This is a genomic window from Maribacter stanieri (assembly GCF_900112245.1).
Classification (GTDB): Bacteria; Bacteroidota; Bacteroidia; order Flavobacteriales; family Flavobacteriaceae; genus Maribacter; species Maribacter stanieri.
This window is the reverse complement of record NZ_FOYX01000001.1, coordinates 1,900,364-1,924,131: the sequence shown is the minus strand read 5'-3', so window position 1 is coordinate 1,924,131 and position 23,768 is coordinate 1,900,364. Positions and strand designations below refer to the sequence as shown.

The 23,768-nt window shown below is 34.4% G+C and carries 21 protein-coding genes and 2 tRNA genes; 10 read left to right on the top strand and 13 right to left on the bottom strand.

Annotation, left to right across the window (positions count from 1 at the left end; translation table 11 throughout):
- Positions 1-29 precede the first annotated feature (29 nt).
- Positions 30-1,127 (bottom strand): BT_3928 family protein, encoded by a 1,098-nt coding sequence (locus BM296_RS08335; RefSeq protein WP_091902621.1) that lies wholly within the window; start codon positions 1,125-1,127, stop codon positions 30-32.
- 8 nt (positions 1,128-1,135) lie between these two features.
- A complete protein-coding gene (locus BM296_RS08330; protein WP_091902620.1) occupies positions 1,136-1,684 on the bottom strand; it encodes a DUF1599 domain-containing protein in 549 nt (182 codons plus the stop codon).
- Positions 1,685-1,787: 103 nt separating this feature from the next.
- On the opposite strand from BM296_RS08330, the gene folP reads away from it, so the two are divergent.
- From folP to BM296_RS08315, 3 genes are read left to right on the top strand one after another with little or no spacing between them, the layout of a single operon-like run.
- Complete coding sequence (gene folP / locus BM296_RS08325) at positions 1,788-2,612, top strand: dihydropteroate synthase (protein ID WP_091902619.1); 825 nt, start codon at positions 1,788-1,790, stop codon at positions 2,610-2,612.
- Positions 2,613-2,666: 54 nt separating this feature from the next.
- On the top strand, positions 2,667-3,452 hold the full coding sequence (locus tag BM296_RS08320) for a diadenylate cyclase (protein ID WP_027064646.1): 786 nt from the start codon (positions 2,667-2,669) through the stop codon (positions 3,450-3,452).
- Entirely contained in the window at positions 3,452-4,249 is a 798-nt protein-coding gene (locus BM296_RS08315) for a DUF3667 domain-containing protein (RefSeq protein ID WP_091902618.1), read from the top strand. The genes BM296_RS08320 and BM296_RS08315 overlap by 1 nt, the downstream gene beginning before the upstream one ends.
- Here the strand turns inward: BM296_RS08315 and BM296_RS08310 are convergent, their stop codons facing one another.
- A complete protein-coding gene (locus tag BM296_RS08310; RefSeq protein WP_027064648.1) occupies positions 4,250-6,016 on the bottom strand; it encodes an ABC transporter ATP-binding protein in 1,767 nt (588 codons plus the stop codon). It abuts the gene before it with no gap.
- Positions 6,009-6,758: a tRNA pseudouridine(38-40) synthase TruA gene (gene truA, locus BM296_RS08305; protein WP_091902617.1), complete on the bottom strand. Its 750-nt coding sequence runs from the start codon at positions 6,756-6,758 to the stop codon at positions 6,009-6,011. The genes BM296_RS08310 and truA overlap by 8 nt, the downstream gene beginning before the upstream one ends.
- Before the next feature lie 110 nt (positions 6,759-6,868).
- On the opposite strand from truA, the gene BM296_RS08300 reads away from it, so the two are divergent.
- The gene (locus BM296_RS08300; RefSeq protein WP_091902616.1) at positions 6,869-7,363 is read left to right on the top strand and encodes a metallophosphoesterase family protein; all 495 of its coding nucleotides are present in this window, start codon (positions 6,869-6,871) and stop codon (positions 7,361-7,363) included.
- A gap of 43 nt (positions 7,364-7,406) precedes the next feature.
- Here BM296_RS08300 and BM296_RS08295 read toward each other — a convergent pair whose 3' ends face one another.
- The 3 genes from BM296_RS08295 to BM296_RS08285 all read right to left on the bottom strand — a co-directional run bounded on the left by BM296_RS08295 (position 7,407) and on the right by BM296_RS08285 (position 9,556).
- Positions 7,407-8,267: a hypothetical protein gene (locus tag BM296_RS08295; RefSeq protein WP_091902615.1), complete on the bottom strand. Its 861-nt coding sequence runs from the start codon at positions 8,265-8,267 to the stop codon at positions 7,407-7,409.
- Between the two features lie 117 nt (positions 8,268-8,384).
- Positions 8,385-8,882 carry a DM13 domain-containing protein gene (locus BM296_RS08290; protein WP_091902614.1) on the bottom strand — a complete coding sequence of 166 codons (498 nt, stop codon included), beginning with the start codon at positions 8,880-8,882 and terminating at the stop codon, positions 8,385-8,387.
- Between the two features lie 263 nt (positions 8,883-9,145).
- Positions 9,146-9,556 (bottom strand): DUF4293 domain-containing protein, encoded by a 411-nt coding sequence (locus tag BM296_RS08285; RefSeq protein WP_027064653.1) that lies wholly within the window; start codon positions 9,554-9,556, stop codon positions 9,146-9,148.
- Between the two features lie 196 nt (positions 9,557-9,752).
- Between BM296_RS08285 and rho the strand changes: the two genes are divergently transcribed.
- Entirely contained in the window at positions 9,753-11,387 is a 1,635-nt protein-coding gene (rho, locus tag BM296_RS08280) for a transcription termination factor Rho (RefSeq protein ID WP_091902613.1), read from the top strand.
- A gap of 206 nt (positions 11,388-11,593) precedes the next feature.
- Positions 11,594-12,289 (top strand): hypothetical protein, encoded by a 696-nt coding sequence (locus BM296_RS08275; RefSeq protein WP_091902612.1) that lies wholly within the window; start codon positions 11,594-11,596, stop codon positions 12,287-12,289.
- Positions 12,290-13,071: 782 nt separating this feature from the next.
- On the opposite strand, the gene rpsT is transcribed toward BM296_RS08275, so the two are convergent.
- The 4 genes from rpsT to proS form a co-directional block, all read right to left on the bottom strand.
- Positions 13,072-13,323 (bottom strand): 30S ribosomal protein S20, encoded by a 252-nt coding sequence (gene rpsT, locus BM296_RS08265; protein WP_027064657.1) that lies wholly within the window; start codon positions 13,321-13,323, stop codon positions 13,072-13,074.
- Positions 13,324-13,371: 48 nt separating this feature from the next.
- Positions 13,372-13,443 (bottom strand) — tRNA-Glu (locus BM296_RS08260).
- 42 nt (positions 13,444-13,485) lie between these two features.
- A tRNA-Glu gene (locus BM296_RS08255) sits at positions 13,486-13,557 on the bottom strand.
- Positions 13,558-13,635: 78 nt separating this feature from the next.
- Positions 13,636-15,111, bottom strand: coding sequence for a proline--tRNA ligase (gene proS, locus BM296_RS08250; RefSeq protein WP_027064658.1), 1,476 nt, complete (start codon positions 15,109-15,111; stop codon positions 13,636-13,638).
- A gap of 138 nt (positions 15,112-15,249) precedes the next feature.
- Between proS and BM296_RS08245 the strand changes: the two genes are divergently transcribed.
- On the top strand, positions 15,250-16,503 hold the full coding sequence (locus tag BM296_RS08245; protein ID WP_091902610.1) for a hypothetical protein: 1,254 nt from the start codon (positions 15,250-15,252) through the stop codon (positions 16,501-16,503).
- Positions 16,504-16,536: 33 nt separating this feature from the next.
- Positions 16,537-18,042, top strand: coding sequence for an OmpP1/FadL family transporter (locus BM296_RS08240; RefSeq protein ID WP_027064659.1), 1,506 nt, complete (start codon positions 16,537-16,539; stop codon positions 18,040-18,042).
- 55 nt (positions 18,043-18,097) lie between these two features.
- On the opposite strand, the gene BM296_RS08235 is transcribed toward BM296_RS08240, so the two are convergent.
- Positions 18,098-19,534: a T9SS type B sorting domain-containing protein gene (locus BM296_RS08235; RefSeq protein WP_091902609.1), complete on the bottom strand. Its 1,437-nt coding sequence runs from the start codon at positions 19,532-19,534 to the stop codon at positions 18,098-18,100.
- A gap of 123 nt (positions 19,535-19,657) precedes the next feature.
- Complete coding sequence (locus tag BM296_RS08230; RefSeq protein WP_091902608.1) at positions 19,658-21,460, bottom strand: T9SS type B sorting domain-containing protein; 1,803 nt, start codon at positions 21,458-21,460, stop codon at positions 19,658-19,660.
- Positions 21,461-21,594: 134 nt separating this feature from the next.
- Here BM296_RS08230 and folE point away from each other — a divergent pair, with 134 nt between their 5' ends.
- Together folE and cysS are read left to right on the top strand one after the other, a co-directional pair.
- Positions 21,595-22,275, top strand: coding sequence for a GTP cyclohydrolase I FolE (folE, locus tag BM296_RS08225; RefSeq protein ID WP_027064662.1), 681 nt, complete (start codon positions 21,595-21,597; stop codon positions 22,273-22,275).
- Between the two features lie 14 nt (positions 22,276-22,289).
- Positions 22,290-23,768, top strand: a complete 1,479-nt coding sequence (cysS, locus tag BM296_RS08220) for a cysteine--tRNA ligase (protein ID WP_091902607.1) — start codon at positions 22,290-22,292, stop codon at positions 23,766-23,768.

Below are 23,768 nucleotides of genomic sequence, written 5' to 3'. Positions count from 1 at the left end.
TTCTAATTATACTATTTCCGTTTAAAATCTTACTCGAATACTAAATTTTCTAAATCGTTATAATGTACTTTTTGTTTTATTGTACCCTTCTCTAAAACCAATATACCAGGGTTTGATCTTACTATGGTTTTCAACGTAGTCTCATCTGTAAAGTAAAAATCGAATCCAAGATTATTCTCTTTCTTTAACGCATCTGTTTGATCAGGACCAGAAGCAGACATTCCAATGACCTTGTAACCTGATTTTAAAGCTTTATCTGTAACCGTTTTAATTTCCTTAAAAACTTCAAGGTTAGATTTTCTTAAATCATAAGCGATGACCATGACCAACTTTGGTTCTTGTAATAATGAACTTGCAAAATCTTCTCCTTCTTGTTCAATTGTAAAATCATGAACAGGTGGTTCGTACCCAGCCTGAATCTCACTAGTTTCAACATCAATAAATTCTCCGTCAACAGTTGGGTAATCTCCATTAGTGACATAAATTTCTTGATTGCCGTTTACATTAAATTTCCACTTATATTCAAAGATTGCCTTTGGTGCATCTTCTGGCGTACTCATGCCCTCTTCAATATTTTTACCAATTTCATATGGTCTAAAATCTATAACCGGCAAGTGATTTAATACGTAATACACGTAAGCCACACAAGCAAGTAAAGACCCGATCAACAAAGTCATCAACGTTTTTGAATTTACCAACGGAGTAATATATTTTCTGCCAATATAAATAATTAGAATCAGTACCAAGAGAACAATATCTTTTGTAAATGATTCCCAGGGAGTCAGTTTTATAGCATCTCCAAAGCAACCACAATCGGTCACTTTATTGAAGTAAGCCGAATAGAACGTAAGGAAAGTGAAGAAAATTATCATTGCCAGCAAGGTCCAAACCGTAATTTTGCGCTTGTACCCCAAAATTAGCATGACCCCAACCATTACTTCTACAATAACTACAAGAATAGATATTGCCAAGGCAAAAGGCGTCAAAAAAGGAAGGTCCAAAACACCTTGACTAAAATATTCTTCTAGTTTAAATGAGAATCCTACCGGATCATTCAATTTAATAAACCCACTAATAATAAAAAGAATACCTACAAAAATTCTAACGACCCCTACTAAATACTTCATTCTTACTCTTATTTATCTGATTCTGACCCTAAATGTATCAATGCAAAAACTGCATAATTAATCATGTCTTGATAGTTGGCATCAATACCTTCACTTACTAAAGTTTTTCCCTTATTATCTTCAATCTGCTTTACTCTAAGTAATTTTTGCAAAATTAAATCTGTAAGCGAACTTACTCTCATATCTCGCCAAGCTTCACCATAATCATGGTTTTTATTTAGCATTAGATCTTTAGTAATCTTAATATGCTTAGTATATAATGCTACCGCTTCTTCTGTGTTTAAATCTGGTTGTTCAGCAACACCCAATTCAAGTTGAATTAATGCCATAACAGAATAATTTATGATACCGATAAACTCCGATTGTTCACCTTCATCAACCTTACGAACATCATTTTCTTGAAGGCCACGTATACGTTGCGCTTTTATGAATATTTGATCTGTAAGTGATGGCAATCTCAAAATTCGCCACGCACTACCGTAATCTGACATTTTTTTCTGGTACAGATTTAAACAAACCTCAATTACCTCATCGTATTCCTTTGCCGTATCTAGCATGTAATTCTTTCTAATTTGTGTAAATTTCGCTTAAAAAATTGTAACCATCAAGATTGACGGTTTAAACTTGGAAAATGCCACAAATTCCTATTAAATATTGATAATGACCATAAATTGCAACGGTAATCTTATATCTCTAGACCAGCCCAAAATAATGGGTATTTTAAACATTACTCCAGATTCTTTCTATGACGGCGGAAAATATAAAGATGAGTCTAGTATTTTAAATCAGGTCGAAAAAATGTTAAACGATGGCGCTACTTTTATAGATGTTGGTGCATATAGCACAAGACCTGGCGCTTTAGAAGTAGATGAGGCAATTGAACTAAAACGCATCTTACCCATAGTAAGCTTGATTCTGCAAAAATTTCCAAAAACTATTTTATCAATTGATACATTTAGAAGTAAGGTGGCTAAAGAATGTATTGGAAATGGTGCTGCAATTATTAATGATATTTCTGCAGGATTACAAGATGACAAAATGTTACCTACCGTTGCAAAATTAAATGTACCCTATATTATGATGCATATGCGGGGTACACCACAAAACATGCAGCAACATACAGACTATGATGATATCTTAAAGGAGGTTCTTTCCTTTTTTTCAGAAAGACTTGTAGCAGCAAAAGCTTTAAGAATCAAAGATATCATTATTGACCCAGGCTTTGGTTTCGCAAAGAACTTAGAACAAAACTATGAACTTTTAAAACAAATGGAAATTATGAATTTTGTTGAGCATCCTATTTTAGCAGGCATTAGCAGAAAGTCAATGATTTACAAAACACTAAAAACTACTGCTGACCAAGCGTTAAACGGCACAACGGCATTACATATGGTTTGCCTACAAAAAGGTGCAAATATTTTAAGGGTGCATGATGTAAAAGAAGCTTTGGAATGTGTAAAACTATATGAACAATTAAATGCCTAAGTTTATATGAATTACTTGTAATCTATTTTCTTAATTTTACTAAAAAAGTACCGATTGGATTTTTTAAATTTTATTGACTTTAAGATTACAGATGTTTTAGACATCATTTTTGTTGCCGTACTTCTATACTACATATATAAGTTGGTTAGAGGATCTGTTGCTATCAACATTTTTATTGGAATTGTAATAGTTTGGGCTTTTTGGAAATTGACCGAATTGTTAGACATGCAAATGATCAGCAGTATGGTTGGTGCATTTATGCAAGTAGGACTTATTGCGCTAATCATCGTTTTTCAACAAGAGATTAGAAAATTCTTATTAATGATCGGGTCTACCAATTTTGCTAACAAAAGAAATTTTGTAAAACACTTTAAGTTTTTAAAACAAGAAGGTATATCTACCGATACGGATGTAGACGCTATAATTAAAGCTTGTGAAAAAATGGCAAGTACTAAAACAGGTGCTATTTTAGTAATAGAGCGTAGCAACTCATTAGATTTCATTAAAAGTTCGGGGGATAGAATGAATATTGAAATTAACCAACCAATTCTAGAAAGTATCTTCTATAAGAACAGCACCTTACATGATGGCGCTGCAGTAATAGTTGGAAATTATATTGTAGCAACCAGGGTAATTCTTCCTGTCTCTAATGAGCGTAATATTCCGCTAAGATTTGGATTAAGACATAGAGCTGCCGTTGGCATTAGTGAAAAGACCGATGCATTAAGCATAGTGGTTAGTGAGGAAACCGGTTTAATTTCCTATATCAAAAACGGTGAATTTGTTCTTTATGATTCTATTACACAGTTAAGTAATATGATTAAACAAGATTTAGCTTAATGGATTGTAAAAATTGTCAAAACAACCTAAGAACAGATTATAGTTACTGCCCCGATTGTGGGGCTAAAGTAATTCGAAATAGGCTTACCGTGAAAAATCTATGGTATGATGCCACCGAGCGATTTTTCAACATTGACAACACCTTTCTTATAACTTTCAAACACCTTTTTACAAAACCAGATGTAGTTATTGGAGGTTACATTAATGGTGTTAGAAAGAAGTATTTAAACCCCATTAGCTATTTCACAATAGCCATTACCCTTGGGGGTTTGTTTGTTTATGTTTACACAGAATTTTTCCCAAAAGCTTTAGACTTTGATTTTCTATATCAAAGTGGAGATTCTATGACCGAAGCAGAAAAAATGGGACAGGATTTTCAAAAACAATGGAATACTTATCTGTTTAAATATCAAAGTCTCGCATATATAGCCATGCTTCCATTTCTAGCACTGATATCTAGACTTGTATTTATCAACAAAAAACAATTTAATCTGAGTGAACATTTTGTAATCAACATTTATGCATACTCTCAAATGTCGATTCTCATCAACACCTTATATCTGTTGACTATTTGGAGTTCTAAAATGCTGTATTATGTCTCTTTTGGAAATATGATTTTCCAAATTTTATTTTTTACTTGGGTATTTTACAAAATCTTTAATCTCACTATAAAACAAACCATACTAAAACTATTATTATTTCTAGTTTTATTAGGCGCTGTGTTTACGTTTTTTATAATCGGAATATCTGCTTATTTGGCTTTTTTCACGGACACATTTCAGAAAATGACTCCTTGATTAAGCAACCTCCTCAGCTAAGAACTGAGCCTCGTACAGATTACTATAATAACCACCTTTTTTAAGAAGTTCTTTATGTGTACCTGTCTCAACTATGTTACCGGCATCCATTACAATAATTTTATCTGCCTTCTTAATTGTAGCCAAACGGTGAGCAATTACAATTGATGTTCTTCCTTGTGTAATTTTATCTGTAGCCAATTGAATCAATTGCTCAGAATATGTATCTACGGACGATGTAGCCTCATCTAATATCAAAATGCTAGGGTTGCTAACATATGCACGTAAAAATGCTATTAGTTGTCGTTGCCCGCTAGAAAGCATAGTACCTCTTTCCTTTACATTGTATTGATATCCGCCAGGGAGACTAGAAATAAATTCATCTACACCAATAGCTTTAGCTGCATTTTCGATATCATCTACACTTATGGTAGCATCCTTTAAAGAAATATTATTTGCAATCGTATCGGCAAACAAGAAGACATCTTGTAATACTACGGCAATATGTTTACGTAAAGAAGATAAATTATACTCTTTAATATCAACACCATCAACCATAATAGAACCTGAATTGATTTCGTAAAATCTATTTAATAAATTGATGATAGTACTTTTACCAGCACCTGTAGCACCAACAATAGCAACGGTTTCCCCTGCTTTTACATCAAAAGTAACTCCGTGTAAAACTTCTTCGTCTTCCAAATACCCAAAACGAACATTATCAAACTTAATATCTCCACTAACTACATCTTTCTCAAAAGAACCAACATTTTGTATATGGCTGTCTGTATCTAATATTTTAAATACTCTATTTGCAGCTACCATACCCATTTGAAGTGTATTGAACTTATCTGCAATTTGACGTAGTGGTCTAAACAATAAATCAATCAACATGATAAAAGCAAAAATCGTACCTGCAATATCGGTTGTAATATTTGCCACATTCTGTAAACCTCCATACCACACGATTAACCCAACGGTTAAAGACGAAACTATCTCTGCAATTGGAAAAAATATAGAATTGTACCAAACTGTTTTTAACCAAGCCTTTTTATGCTTCTCATTAATTTCTCTAAACTTATCGCTCTCAATTTTTTCACGGGTAAATAGTTGTACTATTTTCATTCCCGTAATACGTTCTTGAACAAAAGAATTTAAGTTAGAAACCTCTGCCCTAACTTCGGTAAACGCAACTTTCATTGCCTTTTGAAACCATCTTGTTGCATATACTATTATTGGTAATAAAGCAAAAACAATCAATGAGAGCTTCCAATTTATAAATAGCATTACAACTGCCGCAACGACCATTTTAAGTAAATCTGCCACAATCACAAAAAAGCCTTGACTAAAAATTTCTCCAATTCTTTGCATATCTGCTACGGCTCTGGTCACCAAAACACCCAATGAAGAGTTATCAAAATACTTCATTTTAAAAGAGAGCATTTTCTTAAATAGATCAATACGGATATCCTTGATAACAGATTCTCCTAGCCAGTTGGCATAATAATTAAAAGCTAATTGACATATTACTTGCCCTAATAAAACCACCAGCATAGCAATCGTTAGGTACAACAACATTTCTTCGTTGTTGCCCTTTATGGCTTCATCAATTATTTTCTTAACAATTAAAGGAGTAAGAATGGCAAAAACAGACAATAAAATGGCAGCCAAAGCAACGCCATAAAAAGTGATTTTATACGGTTTTGTATAGGCTAGTAAGCGTTTAAAAAGACGAGTGTCAAATGCTTTTCCAGAATCCTTATCCATTCTTTAAAATAGTATTGGGGTAAACAATAGAGGTCAAATATAGTCCTTTTGCAGGAACAGAAACACCAGCTTTTGTTCTATCCTTGCTTTTTAATATGGTATTAACATAGTCGGCAGAATATTTACCCAATCCTACATTTAATAGTGTTCCTACGATAGCTCTAACCATATTTCTAAGAAATCTATCTGCCGTGATCGTAAAAACAAGAGTGTTATTTTCTAATGTCCATTCCGCTTTCTGCAAATCACAAATATTAGTAAAAACATCAGTATTCGATTTTGAAAAACATTCGAAATCTTTCTTTCCCAGTAACAGGTTTGCAGCCATATTCATTTGCTCCAAGTCCAGCTCTTTCTTAATAAAATGGGCTAAATCTGAAGAAAAAGGGTCTTTCTTTTTTGTTATATGATATTCATAAGTACGTGATGTAGCATGAAAACGAGCATGAGCATCATCCTTAACTTCAAAAATACGACCAACTGCAATATCGCTTGGCAAGAAAGAATTTAATCTAAAAATGTATTCTGGAATATTGTCTAAACTATTAACATCAAAATGGGCATACATAACTTTTGCATGCACACCTGTATCTGTACGACCTGCGCCCATAAGTGAAATAGGGACATTTAAAAGTTTAGACATACCTTTTTCAAGTACTTCTTGCACTGTTATGGCATTAGGCTGATACTGCCAGCCATGATAAGCTTTACCGAAGTATGAAAATTGAATGAAGAATCTCAAAAGGATGTACTAATTTTGTATACTGCAAAGGTATTAAAAAGGATACGTTTAATCACCTTTAGCCAATTACTCAGAGTAAAACTTAAATCTTCATCAAACCTAAACTTTTAATGACCAAAATTCTTTTACTTTCCGATACCCACTCCCATATAGATGACGCCATTTTAAAACATGTAAAATGGGCAGATGAAGTATGGCATGCCGGCGATATAGGAACTTTAGATGTTACTGATGCCATAGCAAAATTAAAACCCTTAAAAGGTGTATATGGTAACATAGACGACCATATAATCCAAAAAGAATTTCCAGAAAACAATAGATTTTTTTGCGAAGGTGTTGATGTACTTATAACACATATAGGAGGCTATCCCCCTAAATACAACATTAGAACTCGTGATATGATAAGAGAAAATCCTCCGAAATTATTCATTTCTGGGCATTCTCATATTCTAAAAGTAATGATGGACAAAAAATTAGGCGTTCTGCACATGAACCCTGGTGCTTGCGGAAAACACGGTTTTCACCAAATGCGAACCATGTTACGTTTTATTATTGAAGAGGATAATATAAAAGATTTAGAAGTTATAGAACTTGGCAAAAGATAGAAACAGGGCGAATTTAAATGAACACACCCTGTAATACCGCAAATTATAATTCAAACGCCACCCCTAATGAAAATGTACCACCGTCATATATATTTTTACGCTCTACTAAAAAACCTGCGTAATCTGAATATTGAGCCACTAAGTTTAAATGATCGGTCAACTTATACATTGAGGTAATACCATAACTTGTAAACGTTGTTCCCTCTCCAAATAAAAATGATCCGCTTTGTACATTATTCTCAGAAGACAATCTTTCCTGAATTTTCAACTTCCCTATCAAATACAATTTATTAAAGAACAAATGACCTACTTCTGCCCCAGCCTGAAACTGGTTACTAAAATTCTCTGTTCTAAAGTTTACGCTTGAAAATGCAGAAACATATGATTTTCCATTTTTAAATCCATGAGATGCAGCTAAGGTGGTCCAAATGTTAAACTCACCATCAGAAAGCGGTAAATTTATCTCATCAAATTCCCCAAAATCATTTGCATTTTTTGATTGCGCAAAATTGTTGCCATCATTACTAGGAATATCTAATGCTACTTGTAAAGACAATGGAAAGTTTTTTAACAACTTATACTTTACACCAAGCTGAATGTTACCAACACCGCCTACAGTTTCTGTTGTACTAAAACTATTTAAACGAACTAACGGTAAATCAACAATAGCGGTAAGTCTATTAGATATTCCATATTCTCCATAAATTAAAAAAGCACTTGTATTAAAAGTACTTCCTTGATCAGCTAATCTACCTTCTGTAGTATAATAATCATTAGAAGAAAAATGTGATGCCGAAGCTTGTAGATATAATCCTTTGGCTTCTCTCGTCCAACCACTTTGGGCTTGTAAGCAAACGGCAGAGAAGCAAAAAAATACAAAAATTAAATTTTTTATTTTTTTCATAATTCTGTGATATTAAATTTCAGGAAATACAGAAAGTGTATCCCGAAAAAAAGCCTTTGGGAGACATAGAAAAACAGAATCATGTGTCTCTATTCCCAAAGGCAGTAATATGTTATTTTAGTTTAAAGCTACATTACCAAATGGTATGTTAGCTGTAGCACACCAAAGAATGATGTGTGTGTATTTAGCATCGGGCGTATCGCTCAATTTAATGAACATTTCACCATTATCCGCAACATTACCAATTAGCATTAAATCTGGATTTCCATTAGCAGGATCAGCAGTAAAAACATCTGATGTAGAAAGAAAAATACCTACTGTTCCAGTGCCAAGCTCGGTTGTAAAATCATCTGCAAAACGAACAAAATTAACGTCTTCTGCATCAACACCAACTTCAACCAAACCTTGTGTTGGTGTACCACTCTCAGCAACCAAATTTCCACTTAATGTTACCATCAAATCACCTACTGGCAAAGAAGAATCCACTTCAACAGTTTCTGTTTCAACCACCGTTTCTGTCACTGTTACTACTTCAGCATCATCATCAGAGCAACTAATAAAAAAAGTTGTCATGGCACTAGCTAATAATACAAGAGTAAATTTTCTGTTTTTCATAATCGTAATTTTTAAATTTGTTTTTGTTTTAAACAGCATAACTAACGGCTATCGTTAGCCTTTCTGTTTCTTGGAACAAACATAAAAATGCGGTATCACGAAGAATTCAAGAAAACATAAAGAGTTTATCACATTAGGCTAAAATCCTGCAACAGTTTTGTGATAATTGAAAAGAAGAAACTTGTTTTCAGAAATAAAAGGGCATAAAAAAACCCGGAAACTACCCCGGGTTTTAACGCACTAATACTACTAAGATTATAGGCTTAACGTAAGCGATCCACAGATTTTACAAGATCTTCATCCTTCTTTATAGCCCTATTTGCAAGGACCAAAAAAATGATAGAAAATACTGGAATCAGCATCCCAATACCCTTCTCAGAGACCAAGGTCTCTCCGGATAAGTTTAGTGATCGGTAAACGAAAAATCCTAATAAAAAAACATTTAATATCATGTTCAGCCTGTTTATAACAAACTGAGATTTTCTTTTTTTAAATTGTACTATAGCCCAAACAGCTAATACTGCACTCGCATAAAAGGCAATAGAAATAAGCATTTCATTATTCGCGAATACTTCTGCCCCATCTATATTAACCCATAGGTTAAAGAAGAACGGTAGAACACCTGTAAGTATTGCTACAACTATTAAATAAAGGCTTTGTATTCTTTGAATCATAAATCAATTACCACTTTACACTGCAAAAATACAGGTCTTTTCAAAAATTATAGCCATTTAATTCAAAATAATTTGTAATATTGCTACGTTATCAAGTCATAACGCCTACCAATAAGGAAAACATTCCTTGAGATTATCCAAATAAAATTATTTACTTCTTACAATACAAACTACTTATAATTTATTCTACTACTTAATGTTTGAGATTTCAGATTTAAAATCAAAAAAGCTACCTGAGCTTCAGGAAATTGCTAAAGGACTAAAGGTTCCTAAATTCAAAACCTTGAAAAAACTAGACTTAGTTTATCAAATTTTGGACTTACAGGCAGCTAATCCTAAAGTGGCTGCAGCTATAGCTCCTTCAAAAACTGAAGAAGTAAGCAAACCAGCAGAAGAAAAGCCGAAGCCAAAACCAAAACCTAGACCTAGACCACGTGTTGAAAAAAACACGGACAAGGATGGAAATGCCCCTGCAAAAACTGAGCCTACAAAAGTAGCTCCAGCAAAAAAAGAGGTAACGCAAGCAACTGAGTCAAAAGAACCAGTAGAGCAAAAAAGACCTAGACCTAGGCCAAAACCTGCTAACCAGCCTAATAAGCAAAAGAATCCTCAGCAGAATAATAATCAGAATAAGAAGCCAAACCCTAGACCTACCCATGACAAAAGCAATTTTGACAAGGACTTAAAGAATAGGTATAAGGAACCTGAATATGAGTTCGATTCTATTATAGCTAGTGAAGGAGTTTTAGATATTATGCAAGATGGTTACGGATTTTTACGTTCCTCTGATTATAATTACCTATCCTCTCCTGATGATATTTATGTTTCTCAGTCTCAGATTCGTCTTTTCGGTTTAAAAACTGGAGATACCGTATTGGGTAATGTAAGACCACCAAAAGAAGGGGAAAAATATTTTCCGCTTATTAAGGTGAATAAAATTAACGGAATCGACCCTCAAATAGTTCGTGACCGAGTGTCCTTTGAACATTTGACTCCATTATTCCCTCAAGAAAAATTTAATTTAGCTGAGCGTCAAAGCACGATATCTACTCGTATTATAGATTTGTTCTCTCCTATTGGAAAAGGACAAAGAGGAATGATCGTATCTCAACCAAAGTCTGGTAAAACCATGCTTTTAAAAGATATAGCTAATGGTATTGCAGCAAACCACCCAGAGGTTTATCAAATTATATTATTAATTGATGAACGACCAGAAGAGGTTACCGATATGCAGCGTAATGTACGTGGCGAGGTTGTTGCTTCTACATTTGACAAAGAACCAACAGAACATGTACGTGTTGCCAACATTGTTTTAGAAAAAGCAAAACGTTTGGTAGAATGCGGTCATGATGTTGTTATCCTTTTAGATTCCATTACACGTTTAGCAAGAGCCTACAACACTGTACAACCAGCTTCAGGTAAAGTATTAAGTGGTGGTGTTGATGCAAATGCATTACACAAACCAAAAAGATTCTTTGGTGCAGCACGTAATATCGAAGGTGGCGGATCATTATCTATTATTGCTACTGCATTAACGGAGACCGGTTCTAAAATGGACGAAGTAATTTTTGAAGAATTCAAAGGTACTGGTAACATGGAACTTCAATTAGATCGTAAGATTGCCAATAGAAGAATCTTCCCTGCCATTGACCTTACTTCTTCTAGTACACGTAGAGATGATATGCTTTTAGACGAAAGCACTTTACAGCGTATGTGGATTATGCGTAAATACCTTGCGGATATGAACCCTGTGGAAGCAATGGAATTTATTGAGCAACGCTTTAAGCAAACAAAAAATAATGAAGAGTTCTTGATGACTATGAATCAATAGAATTTTATAAATAATTTTAAAATCCCGATTTCTATTAGAAATCGGGATTTTTGTTTTTATAAACTTCCATAATCTTAACTCCTTTAAAACCCAAAGTCATCTATGAGCAGTCCTACATTATTTTTAATATCTTTATCATAATTAGAGAAAGATATCTCCCCCAGTCTTTTTTCTATTTTCTAACTAATTAATCTAATTCCTGGAAAATGAAAAGACCAACCATGTTACTGACTAGAATCACCTTTATTTTGATGCTCACAGCGCTTGTTAGCTGTAACCAAGTACAAAAGCCCAATGAGCCTGATAAAAATGATAAACCCACTGTAGAAGCTCCTGCTCAAATTGTAGAAGTATCACAAGCTAAAAACATGTTTGATTCTTATAGCAAAAGAAGGGTTCCTCTAATTCAACATTACGAAGATTCTATAAACCAGCATTATAAAGATGACAAAGAATTTGATGTTGGCAGATATGTATATTACGATTATAAAATCTTAAAGCAGTATCTAAAATTTATTGAACAGGAAGCTGCAGATGCCAACGTAGAAATATCGACTTTAAGATTATACTATTCTAATTACCCAGATGATGTGTTTTTCCCGAATTCAAAAGATTCCATTAAACACCCAAGACAGAATTCAATTATGCTTTCACCAACCTATAATGATGGAAAACGAGATTATCTGTTCTACATAGGGCAAGGTGCAAAAGGCAAACAAGCAGTTCCTTTAAACAATGATTTTGAAAATATAAAAGGTTACAGCATACATACAAATGAAAACAACAAAGCGCATGCATCATTTGCACCAATTTCAAAAACAGCCGCAAAACCTTTAAACATTCAAGGTCAACAAAGTTTAACGCTCAATAGAGGCTCAGGCGTACCACCACCAAAAAATTAATCATCTTGTAAACACTTGAGCTGAATTATGCTGGAATACCTATTGGAGAATTATTTTATATTACTCTATTTTATAGCGTTGGTTCTGTCCATAGCTAAATATCAACGCTATTATGATACTGTATTAAGATATTTCCCAATTCTACTCGCATATACTTTTTTGTCTGAAGTCCTAGGCTTAATAGTTAGAGATGTAGATGACATTCAACTTATTTACAAGCAAGAATTTCACAATTACAATACTATCATTTTTAATGTATTCGATATTATATTTTTTCTTTACTTCTTTTACATTTATTACCATTTAAGTAAATATCCAATAACAAAGAAGATAATTAAATACGGTAGTGTATTTTTTGTAATAACATGTATAGTAAATTTATTTTATCAAGATTTTTTTACGGAACCTCAAAATTTTGGAATTATTGCAGGCTCAATAATCTTGTTATACGCAGCAATAATCTATTTGTATAAATTAATTACGATTAAACACAAGTTGCCATTACATACAAATCTTCTATTTTGGATCAGTGTTGGTATTTTAATTTTTTATACGTGTTACCCAATTACCATGTATATATTATCCTTTAATTACGAGTTATTTACCGCTTATAATTTATCTAAATACCATTACGCCACTATTGGAATTTTCTACTCTTGTATTATTCTAGGGCTATTATTCATGAAGAGACTAAGAATAACGAACGAAACAATTTAAAAAAACTAAACAAAAAAAGCCTTCCTAATTAAAGGAAGGCTCTATACTTTTAACTTAAAGCTAAATTAAAGTGCAGCTACGTGCTTAGCTAATTTGCTTTTTAAGTTGGCAGCTTTATTATCATGTATAATGTTACGTTTTGCTAAACGATCGATCATACTAACAACACTTGGAAAAAGAGCCTCTGCATCTTTCTTAGATTCTTCTCCACGTAATCTTTTTATAGCGTTACGCGTAGTTTTATGCTGATATCTGTTACGTAAACGAACTGCTTCGTTTCTTCTGATTCTCTTTAATGCCGACTTGTGATTTGCCATTTTATAATTTATTATAATTTCTTCGGATTCTCATCCATTCAATTTTTGTAGTCCGTAGGGGAATCGAACCCCTGTTACCAGGATGAAAACCTGGCGTCCTAACCCCTAGACGAACGGACCATTATATGTCAATGCTTGGAAATACATCCAAATGTTAATTAGTAGTCCGTAGGGGAATCGAACCCCTGTTACCAGGATGAAAACCTGGCGTCCTAACCCCTAGACGAACGGACCATACTTTGCGCAATTGCGGATGCAAAAATACAAATATTTTTTACTATCACAACACCTGATTATAATTTTTTGAAAAAATTAATACGCTTTAGCAAATAGTACCCTTTTATTAGATGGTTTTCCAGTAACCATACAAACACCTTTTTCTTCCTTCGCATCAATAGGAATACACCTTATCGTAGCTTTTGTCTCATCTTTTACACGTTCTTCAGTTTCTTTACTACCATCCCAATGAGCTGAAATAAATCCACCTTTTTCATTCAAAACTTTCTTGAATTCATCATAAGAATCCACTTCTGTAATATGATCAGCCCTATAATCGAGTGCTTTTTGGAACATATTCTTCTGAATATCCTCCATTAAAAATTCAATTTTAGCTACTACATCAGTCGCAGAAACTGTTTCTTTTTGCAATGTATCCCTTCTTGCAACTTCATACGTGCCATTTTCCATATCTCTTGGTCCAATTGCCAATCTAACAGGAACTCCACGCATTTCATACTCATTAAACTTAAATCCTGGCTTATGTGTGTCCCTATTATCAAATTTCACAGAAATACCTTTAGCCCTTAATTCTTTTACTAATGGATTAACCGTATCGGATATTTGGTCCAATTGATCCATTCCTTTGTAAATTGGTACAATAACAACTTGTATAGGCGCCAATTTTGGTGGAATTACCAATCCATTATCATCGCTATGTGTCATTACCAAGGCACCCATTAATCTTGTAGAAACCCCCCAAGAAGTTGCCCATACATATTCTTTACCACCTTCTTTAGTAGCAAATTTCACATCAAAAGCCTTTGCAAAATTCTGCCCTAAGAAATGCGATGTACCTGCTTGTAAAGCCTTACCATCTTGCATTAATGCCTCTATACAATATGTCTCTATAGCACCGGCAAATCTTTCACTCTCTGTTTTAGTTCCTTTTATGACAGGTATCGCCATATGGTTTTCAACAAAATCCGCATAAACGTTCATCATTTGCTCTGCCTCTTCAATTGCTTCTTTTTCGGTTGCATGAGCGGTGTGCCCTTCTTGCCATAAAAACTCAGCTGTCCTTAAGAATAATCTAGTACGCATCTCCCATCGTACCACATTTGCCCATTGGTTTATTAATAATGGCAAATCTCTATAGGATTGTATCCACTTTCTATAGGTATCCCAAATTATGGTTTCAGAAGTTGGTCTAACAATTAATTCCTCTTCTAATTTGGCATCTGGATCAACAATGATCCCACTACCATCTTCTGCATTTTTCAATCGATAATGCGTAACAACCGCACATTCTTTAGCAAACCCTTCAACATGGCTAGCTTCTTTACTTAAGTAGGATTTAGGAATGAATAAAGGAAAATAGGCATTTTCATGACCTGTCTCCTTAAACATTTTATCTAACCCTGCTTGTATTTTCTCCCAAATACCATAGCCGTATGGTTTTATGACCATACAACCCCTTACACCAGAGTTCTCGGCTAAATCTGCCTTAACCACTAATTCATTATACCACTTGGAATAATCCTCGCTTCTCTTTGTCAAATTTTTACTCATTATCTGGACTTTGGCACAAATTTTGTGAATATTACTATACAATAATTGAGTAAAACTAGTTATTTTTAATATGTTCAACAATATAATTTTGATCCGATGATATATTCTTTGCCCCACAACAAAATTCGAAACATAACAATGATGGTGACCCTAGCTGTATTGGCAGCTTCTTGCGGTTCATACCAACAATCTTCATACTACGACAATGACGGCATATATTCAGATGACGCACCAACCACAGAAAGAAGACCTCAACAGAAAAATTATAATCAGAATAATCCCGAAACGGATACCTATTCTAATTACTTTGGTGAAAAAGCAAATCAGTATGATGAAATATTGGACAGTGAAATTTTCACTGATGTTGATTCTTATTCTAGCAATGAAATAGACGATACTATACCAGAAGATCAACTAACTGATTATTACGCCACAACCAATGATTACGAAGGTTACGGAAGTTGGGGTAGCAATAATGCCGATGTTAGCATTTATATTCATAATAACGGTTGGAATAACTGGGGTTATGGCAATTCTTTTGGATGGGGTTGGAACAACTGGGGTTACGGAGGTTTTTATAATTACGGATGGAACCAACCTTGGGGCTGGAACAGATGGAACAATTGGGGATATTCAGGTTTCGGATTCGGATACGCAGGATATAGAGGATTTGGATTTGGATGGCACAGACCTTATTATGGTTATGGATACGGGTATGGCTACGGCAATAGATATTACGGCAGAAATAATCGTTTTTCTAATAGAAATTATGCATTAAATAATTCTAGAAGAGGAAATTACACAAGAGCAAATATAAATAACAGCGGTTTGTCTTCAACTGCATTACGTGGAAGATCAAATGTAAACACAAGAGGTGATTCTCCAAGATACAGAAGCAACACATCTCGTACAGCAACCGCTAGAAGCTCTGCAAATACACGTAGCTCAAGAACATATTCAGGAAATACGACAACGCGAAGAACTGTAGGCGTTGATCAAAATAGAGCATACAGAACAAGTAGAAGCACTAGAGCCACTCCAAGATACAGCAGCAACTCCTCAACAAGAAGTAGTAGTAGTAGTAGTAGATATAGTAGCAGCCCTAGCTCTGCAAGGTCAAGTAGTAGAGTAGCTGTGCCTAGAACTTCTACGTATAGAAATTCTGGAAGCACATCTAGAAGTTATTCTTCTGGCAGAAGCACAAGAAGTTCTGGAAGTGGATCTTACCGTAGTTCTGGAAGTAGCTCTAGAAGTAGTAACTATAGCTCTGGAAGAAGTAGCTCTAGCGGAAGTTCTTACAGAAGTTCTGGTAGCAGCACCAGAAGTTCTAGCAGTGGTTCTTCATCAAGATCTTCAGGTTCATCTAGCAGAAGTAGCGGAAGAAGAAACTAAAATCTAACATTATTTTTAAAATTGAATATTGCTATGAAAAGATATTTAACTTTCATAATACTAGCTTCATGTGCCATTGGTAGTGCACAAAATATAAATGACGCTTTACGTTATGGTACCGAAAACCTTCAAGGTACTGCCCGTTTTCAAGCTATGGGTGGTGCATTTGGCGCATTAGGTGGCGACTTATCATCTTTAAACGTAAATCCTGCTGGGTCTGCTGTATTTAACAACAGCCTTTTTACCGTAACAGGATCTAACTATCATACAAATAACGACGCTCGCTATTTTGGAGATGCTTTAATTACAAAAGACAACAACATAGAATTAAATCAAATAGGTGGTGCTTTTGTTTTTAAAAACACCGACTCTAATTCTGATTGGCAAAAATTTACTTTGGCCTTCAACTACGATGTTGTCGATAATTTTGATAACGAATATTATGTTACCGGAAGTGCAGTAGATGGTATTGATACGTATTTTTTAGAATATGCAGGAGGCACACCTTTTGGATCAATTCTTTTACAAGAAGGAGAGTTTATTGAAGAAGGCTATCTGGATATAGGTGCAGTTCAAGGTTTTAGTGACCAGCAAGCTTTTTTAGGCTATTATGGCGGTATTTTTGACCCAGAGACAGATGCTGATAATAACACCAATTATATTAGCAACAGTCTTTATGATAGAGTGGAACAAGATTTCTTAAGAAGAACTTCTGGCTACAATAGTAAATTCACTTTAAACGCAGCGTCTCAATACAAAGAGAATATATACATAGGTGCTTCTTTAAACTTTCACAATGTATTATATACGCAATATGATCAGTTTACTGAAAGTGGATACGAGCCTAATTCTGAAATTACACGCACAACATTTGATAATTATTTACAAACAGAAGGTAACGGTTTCTCCTTTAGCTTAGGAGCTATTGCAAAATTGAATGATAACGTAAGATTAGGCGGTAGCTACCAGTCCCCTACTTGGTATAGATTAGAAGACGATTTGTCTCAACGCATTAATTCTGATTTAGCAGACGATGATATTAATTTTATCAATTTCAATATTGTTAACCTATTTGAAAGCTATACCGTAAAAACACCTAGTAAATTAACAGGTAGTTTAGCAGTAATTTTTGCCAAGGACGGTCTATTAAGTTTTGATTACGGATATCAAGATTTTTCTCAATCTGAATTACGCCCTACAAACGACCCAAGTTTTCAATCTGTAAATACTCAAATTTCTAGTGATCTTGGTTCAGTTTCAACATTTAGACTTGGTGGTGAATACAGAGTTCAACAAGTAAGCTTTAGAGCTGGATATCGTTTTGAACAAAGCCCATATGCCAATGGAAATACTATTGGAGATTTAAATGCTGTTTCTGCAGGTATAGGATATAATTTTGGCGGAAGTAAATTAGATTTTGCTCTTAGTCAATCTCAACAAGATGTTAGCGAAAGACTATTTAACGCCGGTATTACCACACCCGCAACAATAGACAGGAGCATAACAAACGCTACTTTAAGTTATACCATTAACTTTTAAGTTAAAAGATTATATTTATAAAAAAAGGGAAGCAAATTTGCTTCCCTTTTTTTTGTTATCTCTTTAAAGAAAAATGTGTTTTCCTTGTTTTGGCAACCATTAAATTATCTTCTTGTTCTCCATATTCAAAACGAAACCAATAATCTGTAGAAGGCATTTGTTGACCGTTATAATTACCATCCCAACCATCGGCTGCACCTAATTGTTTTAATAGCTTGCCATACCTATCAAATATAAATACAACTGGGTTATTTAATGTTTCTATACCTTTTACATTCCAATCATCATTTGTTCCATCACCATTGGGAGTAAAGAACTTAGGGTAACCTACTACCAAAAATTCAATTGGATCAGTTATACCACATCCATTTTTATCATTGATAATTACAGTATTAATTCCTGGAGGCACATTCATAAAAACAGCATCATCTTGAAATACGCCATTATTAATAGCATATTCATAATCCCCATCACCGTCCACAAAAAACTCAACATTGTTTTGGTCTGGATCAATTGAAAGATTAGTATCCAATGTTTCTACTCGGTCTAAAATTGGGGTGCCAAAAAATGTAATTAACACTCCACTATCATCTCTAACAGTTGGCGGCGTACCTGTTATGGTTGTAATTGTAGCGAAATAACGACCCGAATTAGGACTAGCAACAATTAGTTCTGCTCCAAAATCACCAGAACCGGTAAGCGTATCATCAACAACACCATCATCTTCATAATCAACAGTCCATTCTACACTTGCAATATCTGCGCCCGCAGGAGAATTCAATGCACTAATAGTTATATCATCATCACCTTCACAAGCAATGATATCCAATCCCAAAAACTCATCACGCAAAGTACAATCTAAAGCAGTATCTTGATTATCACTAACAGAACTACCCGTAAAAGTCAACATAAAAGGTTCAGGGTCTCCCGTAAAATTATCAGCAAAATTATTTATTAAAATATAATATATCTCTCCAGGAAGTACGTCTAAATATTCATCATAAGTATTTTGACTACCGGTTAAAGATGCTTGACCTTCTTGACCGCTATCAGGGTTTACACCTAATCCCGTAAAATTAGTGTCGTTTACTTCATAATTACATCGAATAGGTTGCGCGGTACCATTGCTAATATCAGCACAATCTACATCTGGACCATAAACAGCAAAATCCCATTCGGCCGTAGGTGTAGATCCTGAAGTCGCTAAAGCTTCAATATCAAAACCAACCTGACCACCTGTTCCCGCTCTAAAAACGAACCAAGAGGTATTAAACTCAATATTTGCGGAAGAAAGGCTACCTTTTTCAAGGCACCCAGTTTGAAGAATAACATCAGGATCAAAATCATCAACATCACCGGTTCCACCAGCAATACCCATAATAGGTTGATCGGCACAAACAGGTATAGCCGTTCTACAATCGGCAGAATTTTGTGCAGTTGCGTTCCAATAGAAAAGAAACATACAACATATAGAACAAATAAGTGTTCTCATAAAAGCGTATCTATTAGTATAGGTAATGTATATTATAACTACACATGCTCCGCTTTAGTATCTTACAACAAAGATTCTGGTATTTAATCGATAAAATGCACTTTTTGAGCCTAATTATTAGGCTTAACGCTTTAAAGTAAAGTGATTATTGATGAATGATGCGCTAGTATTCTCCCCTAAAGAATTAGTATAGGAAAGCTTAAACCAATAATCAGATTCTGGTAATAAAGATCCATTTAATGTACCGTTCCATCCACTGGAGTCATTAATTATTTGATACAGTAATTTACCGTAACGATCATATATTGTAATTACAGGATTATCTAAGGCAGACAACCCATCGACTTTCCAAGTATCATTTACGTTATCTCCGTTGGGAGTGAAAAACTTTGGAAAACCAACAACAACGATATCTCTAGTATCAGAACCGCATCCATTTATATCGCTGACCGTTATAGTATGTTCGCCTGGAAACAAATTATTAAAGACGCCATTACCCTGTGGTATATCATTATCTATTTGATACTGAAAATCACCTTCTTCTTCCACATAAACGGATACAACATTAGATGCATCATCTTCATATTCAATAGTGATATCTGAAATAACTGGCGGACTAGAAAAAACCACGGTCACAGAACGAACAGTTATACATTGAATTAAACCTTGTGTATTGGTAACAGACAAAGTATACACACCTGGTTCTGCAACGGTAATTAAAGAAGAGGTTTGCCCTGAACTCCATTCATATGAAAAATCACTATTTGGTATACGTTGCCCAATGGTAACAACAGGTTCATCACCACATATAAAAACTTCTGTATCAAAATCTAAAAACGGTAACTCAATTCCGTTTACTTCAAAAGTTTCTGAAGCATCAAAACACATTGAATTCTCTAAAGAGGTAGTTCTAACATAAATAGTCTGCGCTTCTTGTAATGGAATAAACTCTTTTGAAAGTGCATTGGTACCATCAAAGGCATCTTCAAAACTATCATGATAAGACACTCTAAATTCTAAAGGACTTTGACTTCCTAAAGCTTCAGCATCTTTTACATTAAAATCTATAGCCGTACCATCTAAACAAGCAGTCTCATTTTCTAAAGGAAACGTTTCTGGTGATGGCGCATATGCTACCTGTGTCTCACTAATTAAATTATTTCCTAATGGTCTTATCACTAAAACACGATACATTCCAGAAACAGCTATTGATAATTGCGGGTCATTTTCACCAGGAATAAGTTGAAAGCCGGCACCAGCATCTAAGTACCACTCATAATCTAATGCATCCGTAGTAGTTGCATCTAAAATAACCGTTTCGTTATCACATGCAATTACAGGTGGTCCTAATAAGTTATCTATTATATCACAATCCAAGGCTGAATTAGGGAACTCTACAAAAATGTTTCCTGAAAATTGAATAGAAAATCCGGAATTATTATTACTGAAATTATTAATCATCAAGAGATACTCTTCTCCTGGCTCAACATCTAACCAATCATCATATTGTATATTATCCAATCCGGTAGGATCTTCACCAACACCTATATAACTACTATCATCAGAATTATCAAAATAATTACATCTTACAGGTTCTCCTAATGAACTACAGTCATTAGTTCTGTACAAGGCAAAATCCCAATCTTCATTAGAATCGAATCCTATATTAAAGCCTAATTGACCAATTTCCCCGATTTTAAATTTATACCAAGCAGAATTGGTTTCTATTGTTCCGCTACCCTGTGTAATACACCCAGAAATAGATGCTCCGTTAAAATCATCAATTCCGTAACCATTAGTACCTCCGTTTACCGGTGTGTTGTAGCAAATAGGTACCGCATTTGCACAATCTGCGGACACTTGAGCGAACGAAGTAAAGAAGCAAAGTAAGCTAATTAAAAAAATGGTTATACCATACTTGGTCATAAAGGCCTTTTAAATTGGAAAAATAAAATTAACTAGACCTTAACGTTATGGCTAATTAATGTTGTGTAATGCCCGCATTTAGTTATAAAGTGGCACATATTGTATATCTTTGCAGCTTCTAAAAGATAGATAAAATGAAAATTGAGGATACATTGGAAAATCAATTTGAGGAATTAGGAAATGATCATATTTCCACTTCAGAAGATACTCCATTACGTTCAGATGCATTTGACCTTGATGATGCCGAAAAGATTGAACGCATTCGCGAAAACGTTCGTGAAATCATGCTTACGTTAGGTTTAGATTTAACTGACGACAGCTTAAAAGGAACTCCTAACCGAGTTGCTAAAATGTATGTAAATGAAATATTTGGTGGTTTAAACCCAGCCAAGAAACCTAAGGCTTCTACTTTTGATAATAAGTACAAGTATGGCGAAATGTTAGTTGAAAAAAACATTACCCTATATTCTACGTGCGAGCATCATTTACTACCTATTGTAGGTCGAGCGCACGTTGCATATATTTCTAAAGGTACGGTTGTAGGTCTTTCTAAAATGAACCGTATAGTTGATTATTATGCTAAACGCCCTCAAGTTCAAGAACGTTTAAATATTCAAATTGTAAGAGAATTACAAAAAGCTTTAGGTACTGAAGATGTTGCTTGTGTAATAGATGCAAAACACCTTTGTGTAAACTCTAGAGGTATACGCGATATCGATAGTAGTACCGTAACGGCAGAATATGGCGGTAAATTCAAAGAAGAATTGGTACGCCGTGAGTTTTTGAATTACCTTAATCTAGATACCCATTTTTAATAGCATATAGCTTCATGCAATTATACGAAAGTCAAGAAATCAAAGTATACAATTCCTTAACAGGTAAAAAAGAAGTTTTCAAACCCATTAACACAGGTCATATTGGCATGTATGTTTGTGGACCTACAGTGTATAGTAATGTGCATTTAGGTAATTGTAGAACTTTCATGTCTTTTGATATGATTTTTAGATACTTTAGACATCTTGGTTATAAAGTACGTTATGTTCGTAATATTACCGATGCCGGCCATTTGGTTGACGATGCGGAAGATGGCGAAGATAAAATTGCAAAAAAAGCACGTTTAGAAAAATTGGAACCTATGGAAGTTGTTCAACGATATACTGTTGACTTTCATAATATTTTGGAGAAATTCAATTTCTTACCTCCTAGTATTGAACCTACAGCTACAGGCCATATTATAGAGCAAATTGAAATTATTAAGGATATTCTTAAAAAAGGATTTGCTTACGAAACCAATGGTTCTGTATATTTTGATGTTGCTAAGTTCAATGAAAAGCATGAATATGGTAAATTAAGTGGACGCAAGCTTGAAGACATGATCGCCAACACACGCGATCTTGCCGCACAAGACGATAAGCATAATCCACAAGATTTTGCATTGTGGAAAAAGGCCGAACCACAACATATTATGAGATGGCCTTCGCCATGGGGAGATGGATTTCCAGGGTGGCATTTAGAGTGTACAGCCATGAGCACTAAATATTTAGGTGAAACCTTTGATATTCACGGAGGCGGAATGGATTTAAAATTCCCACATCATGAATGTGAAATTGCACAGGCAGAAGCTTGTAATGATCAAAGCCCCGTAAACTATTGGTTACACGCAAATATGTTAACCTTGAACGGTAGAAAGATGGCAAAATCTACAGGAAATAGTATTCTACCTGGAGAGATATTCTCTGGTGAAAACAAAATTCTTAGCAAGCCGTTCTCACCTTCTATGGTGCGTTTCTTTATGATGCAAGCTCATTATACCAGTATTTTAGATATGAGTAATGATGCGCTTTTGGCTTCAGAAAAAGGTTTTAATAAATTGATGGAAGCCATTAATGCTGTTAAATCTTTAAACACTGCCAAGTCAACTAATTTTGACATAGGTGCATGGAAATCTTCGTGCTATGCTGCAATGAACGATGATTTTAATACGCCAATTTTAATAGCAAAATTATTTGACGCTGTTAAGCATATAAATCTAATTAAAGAAGGTTCAGAATCAATTACTGAAGAAGATAGAGCAGAATTAGAAAGCACCCTTCATAGTTTTGTGTTTGATGTTTTAGGTCTTGAAAACAAAAGTAGTTCTGATGCTGATTCTGAGAAATTAGGCGGTGTTGTAGAATTATTGATTGAATTACGTAAGACAGCAAGAGAAAATAAAGATTTTGCCACATCAGATAAAATTCGTGACCAACTTGCAGTGTTAGGTATTCAATTAAAAGACGGTAAAGAAGGAACTACATATAGCCTTTAA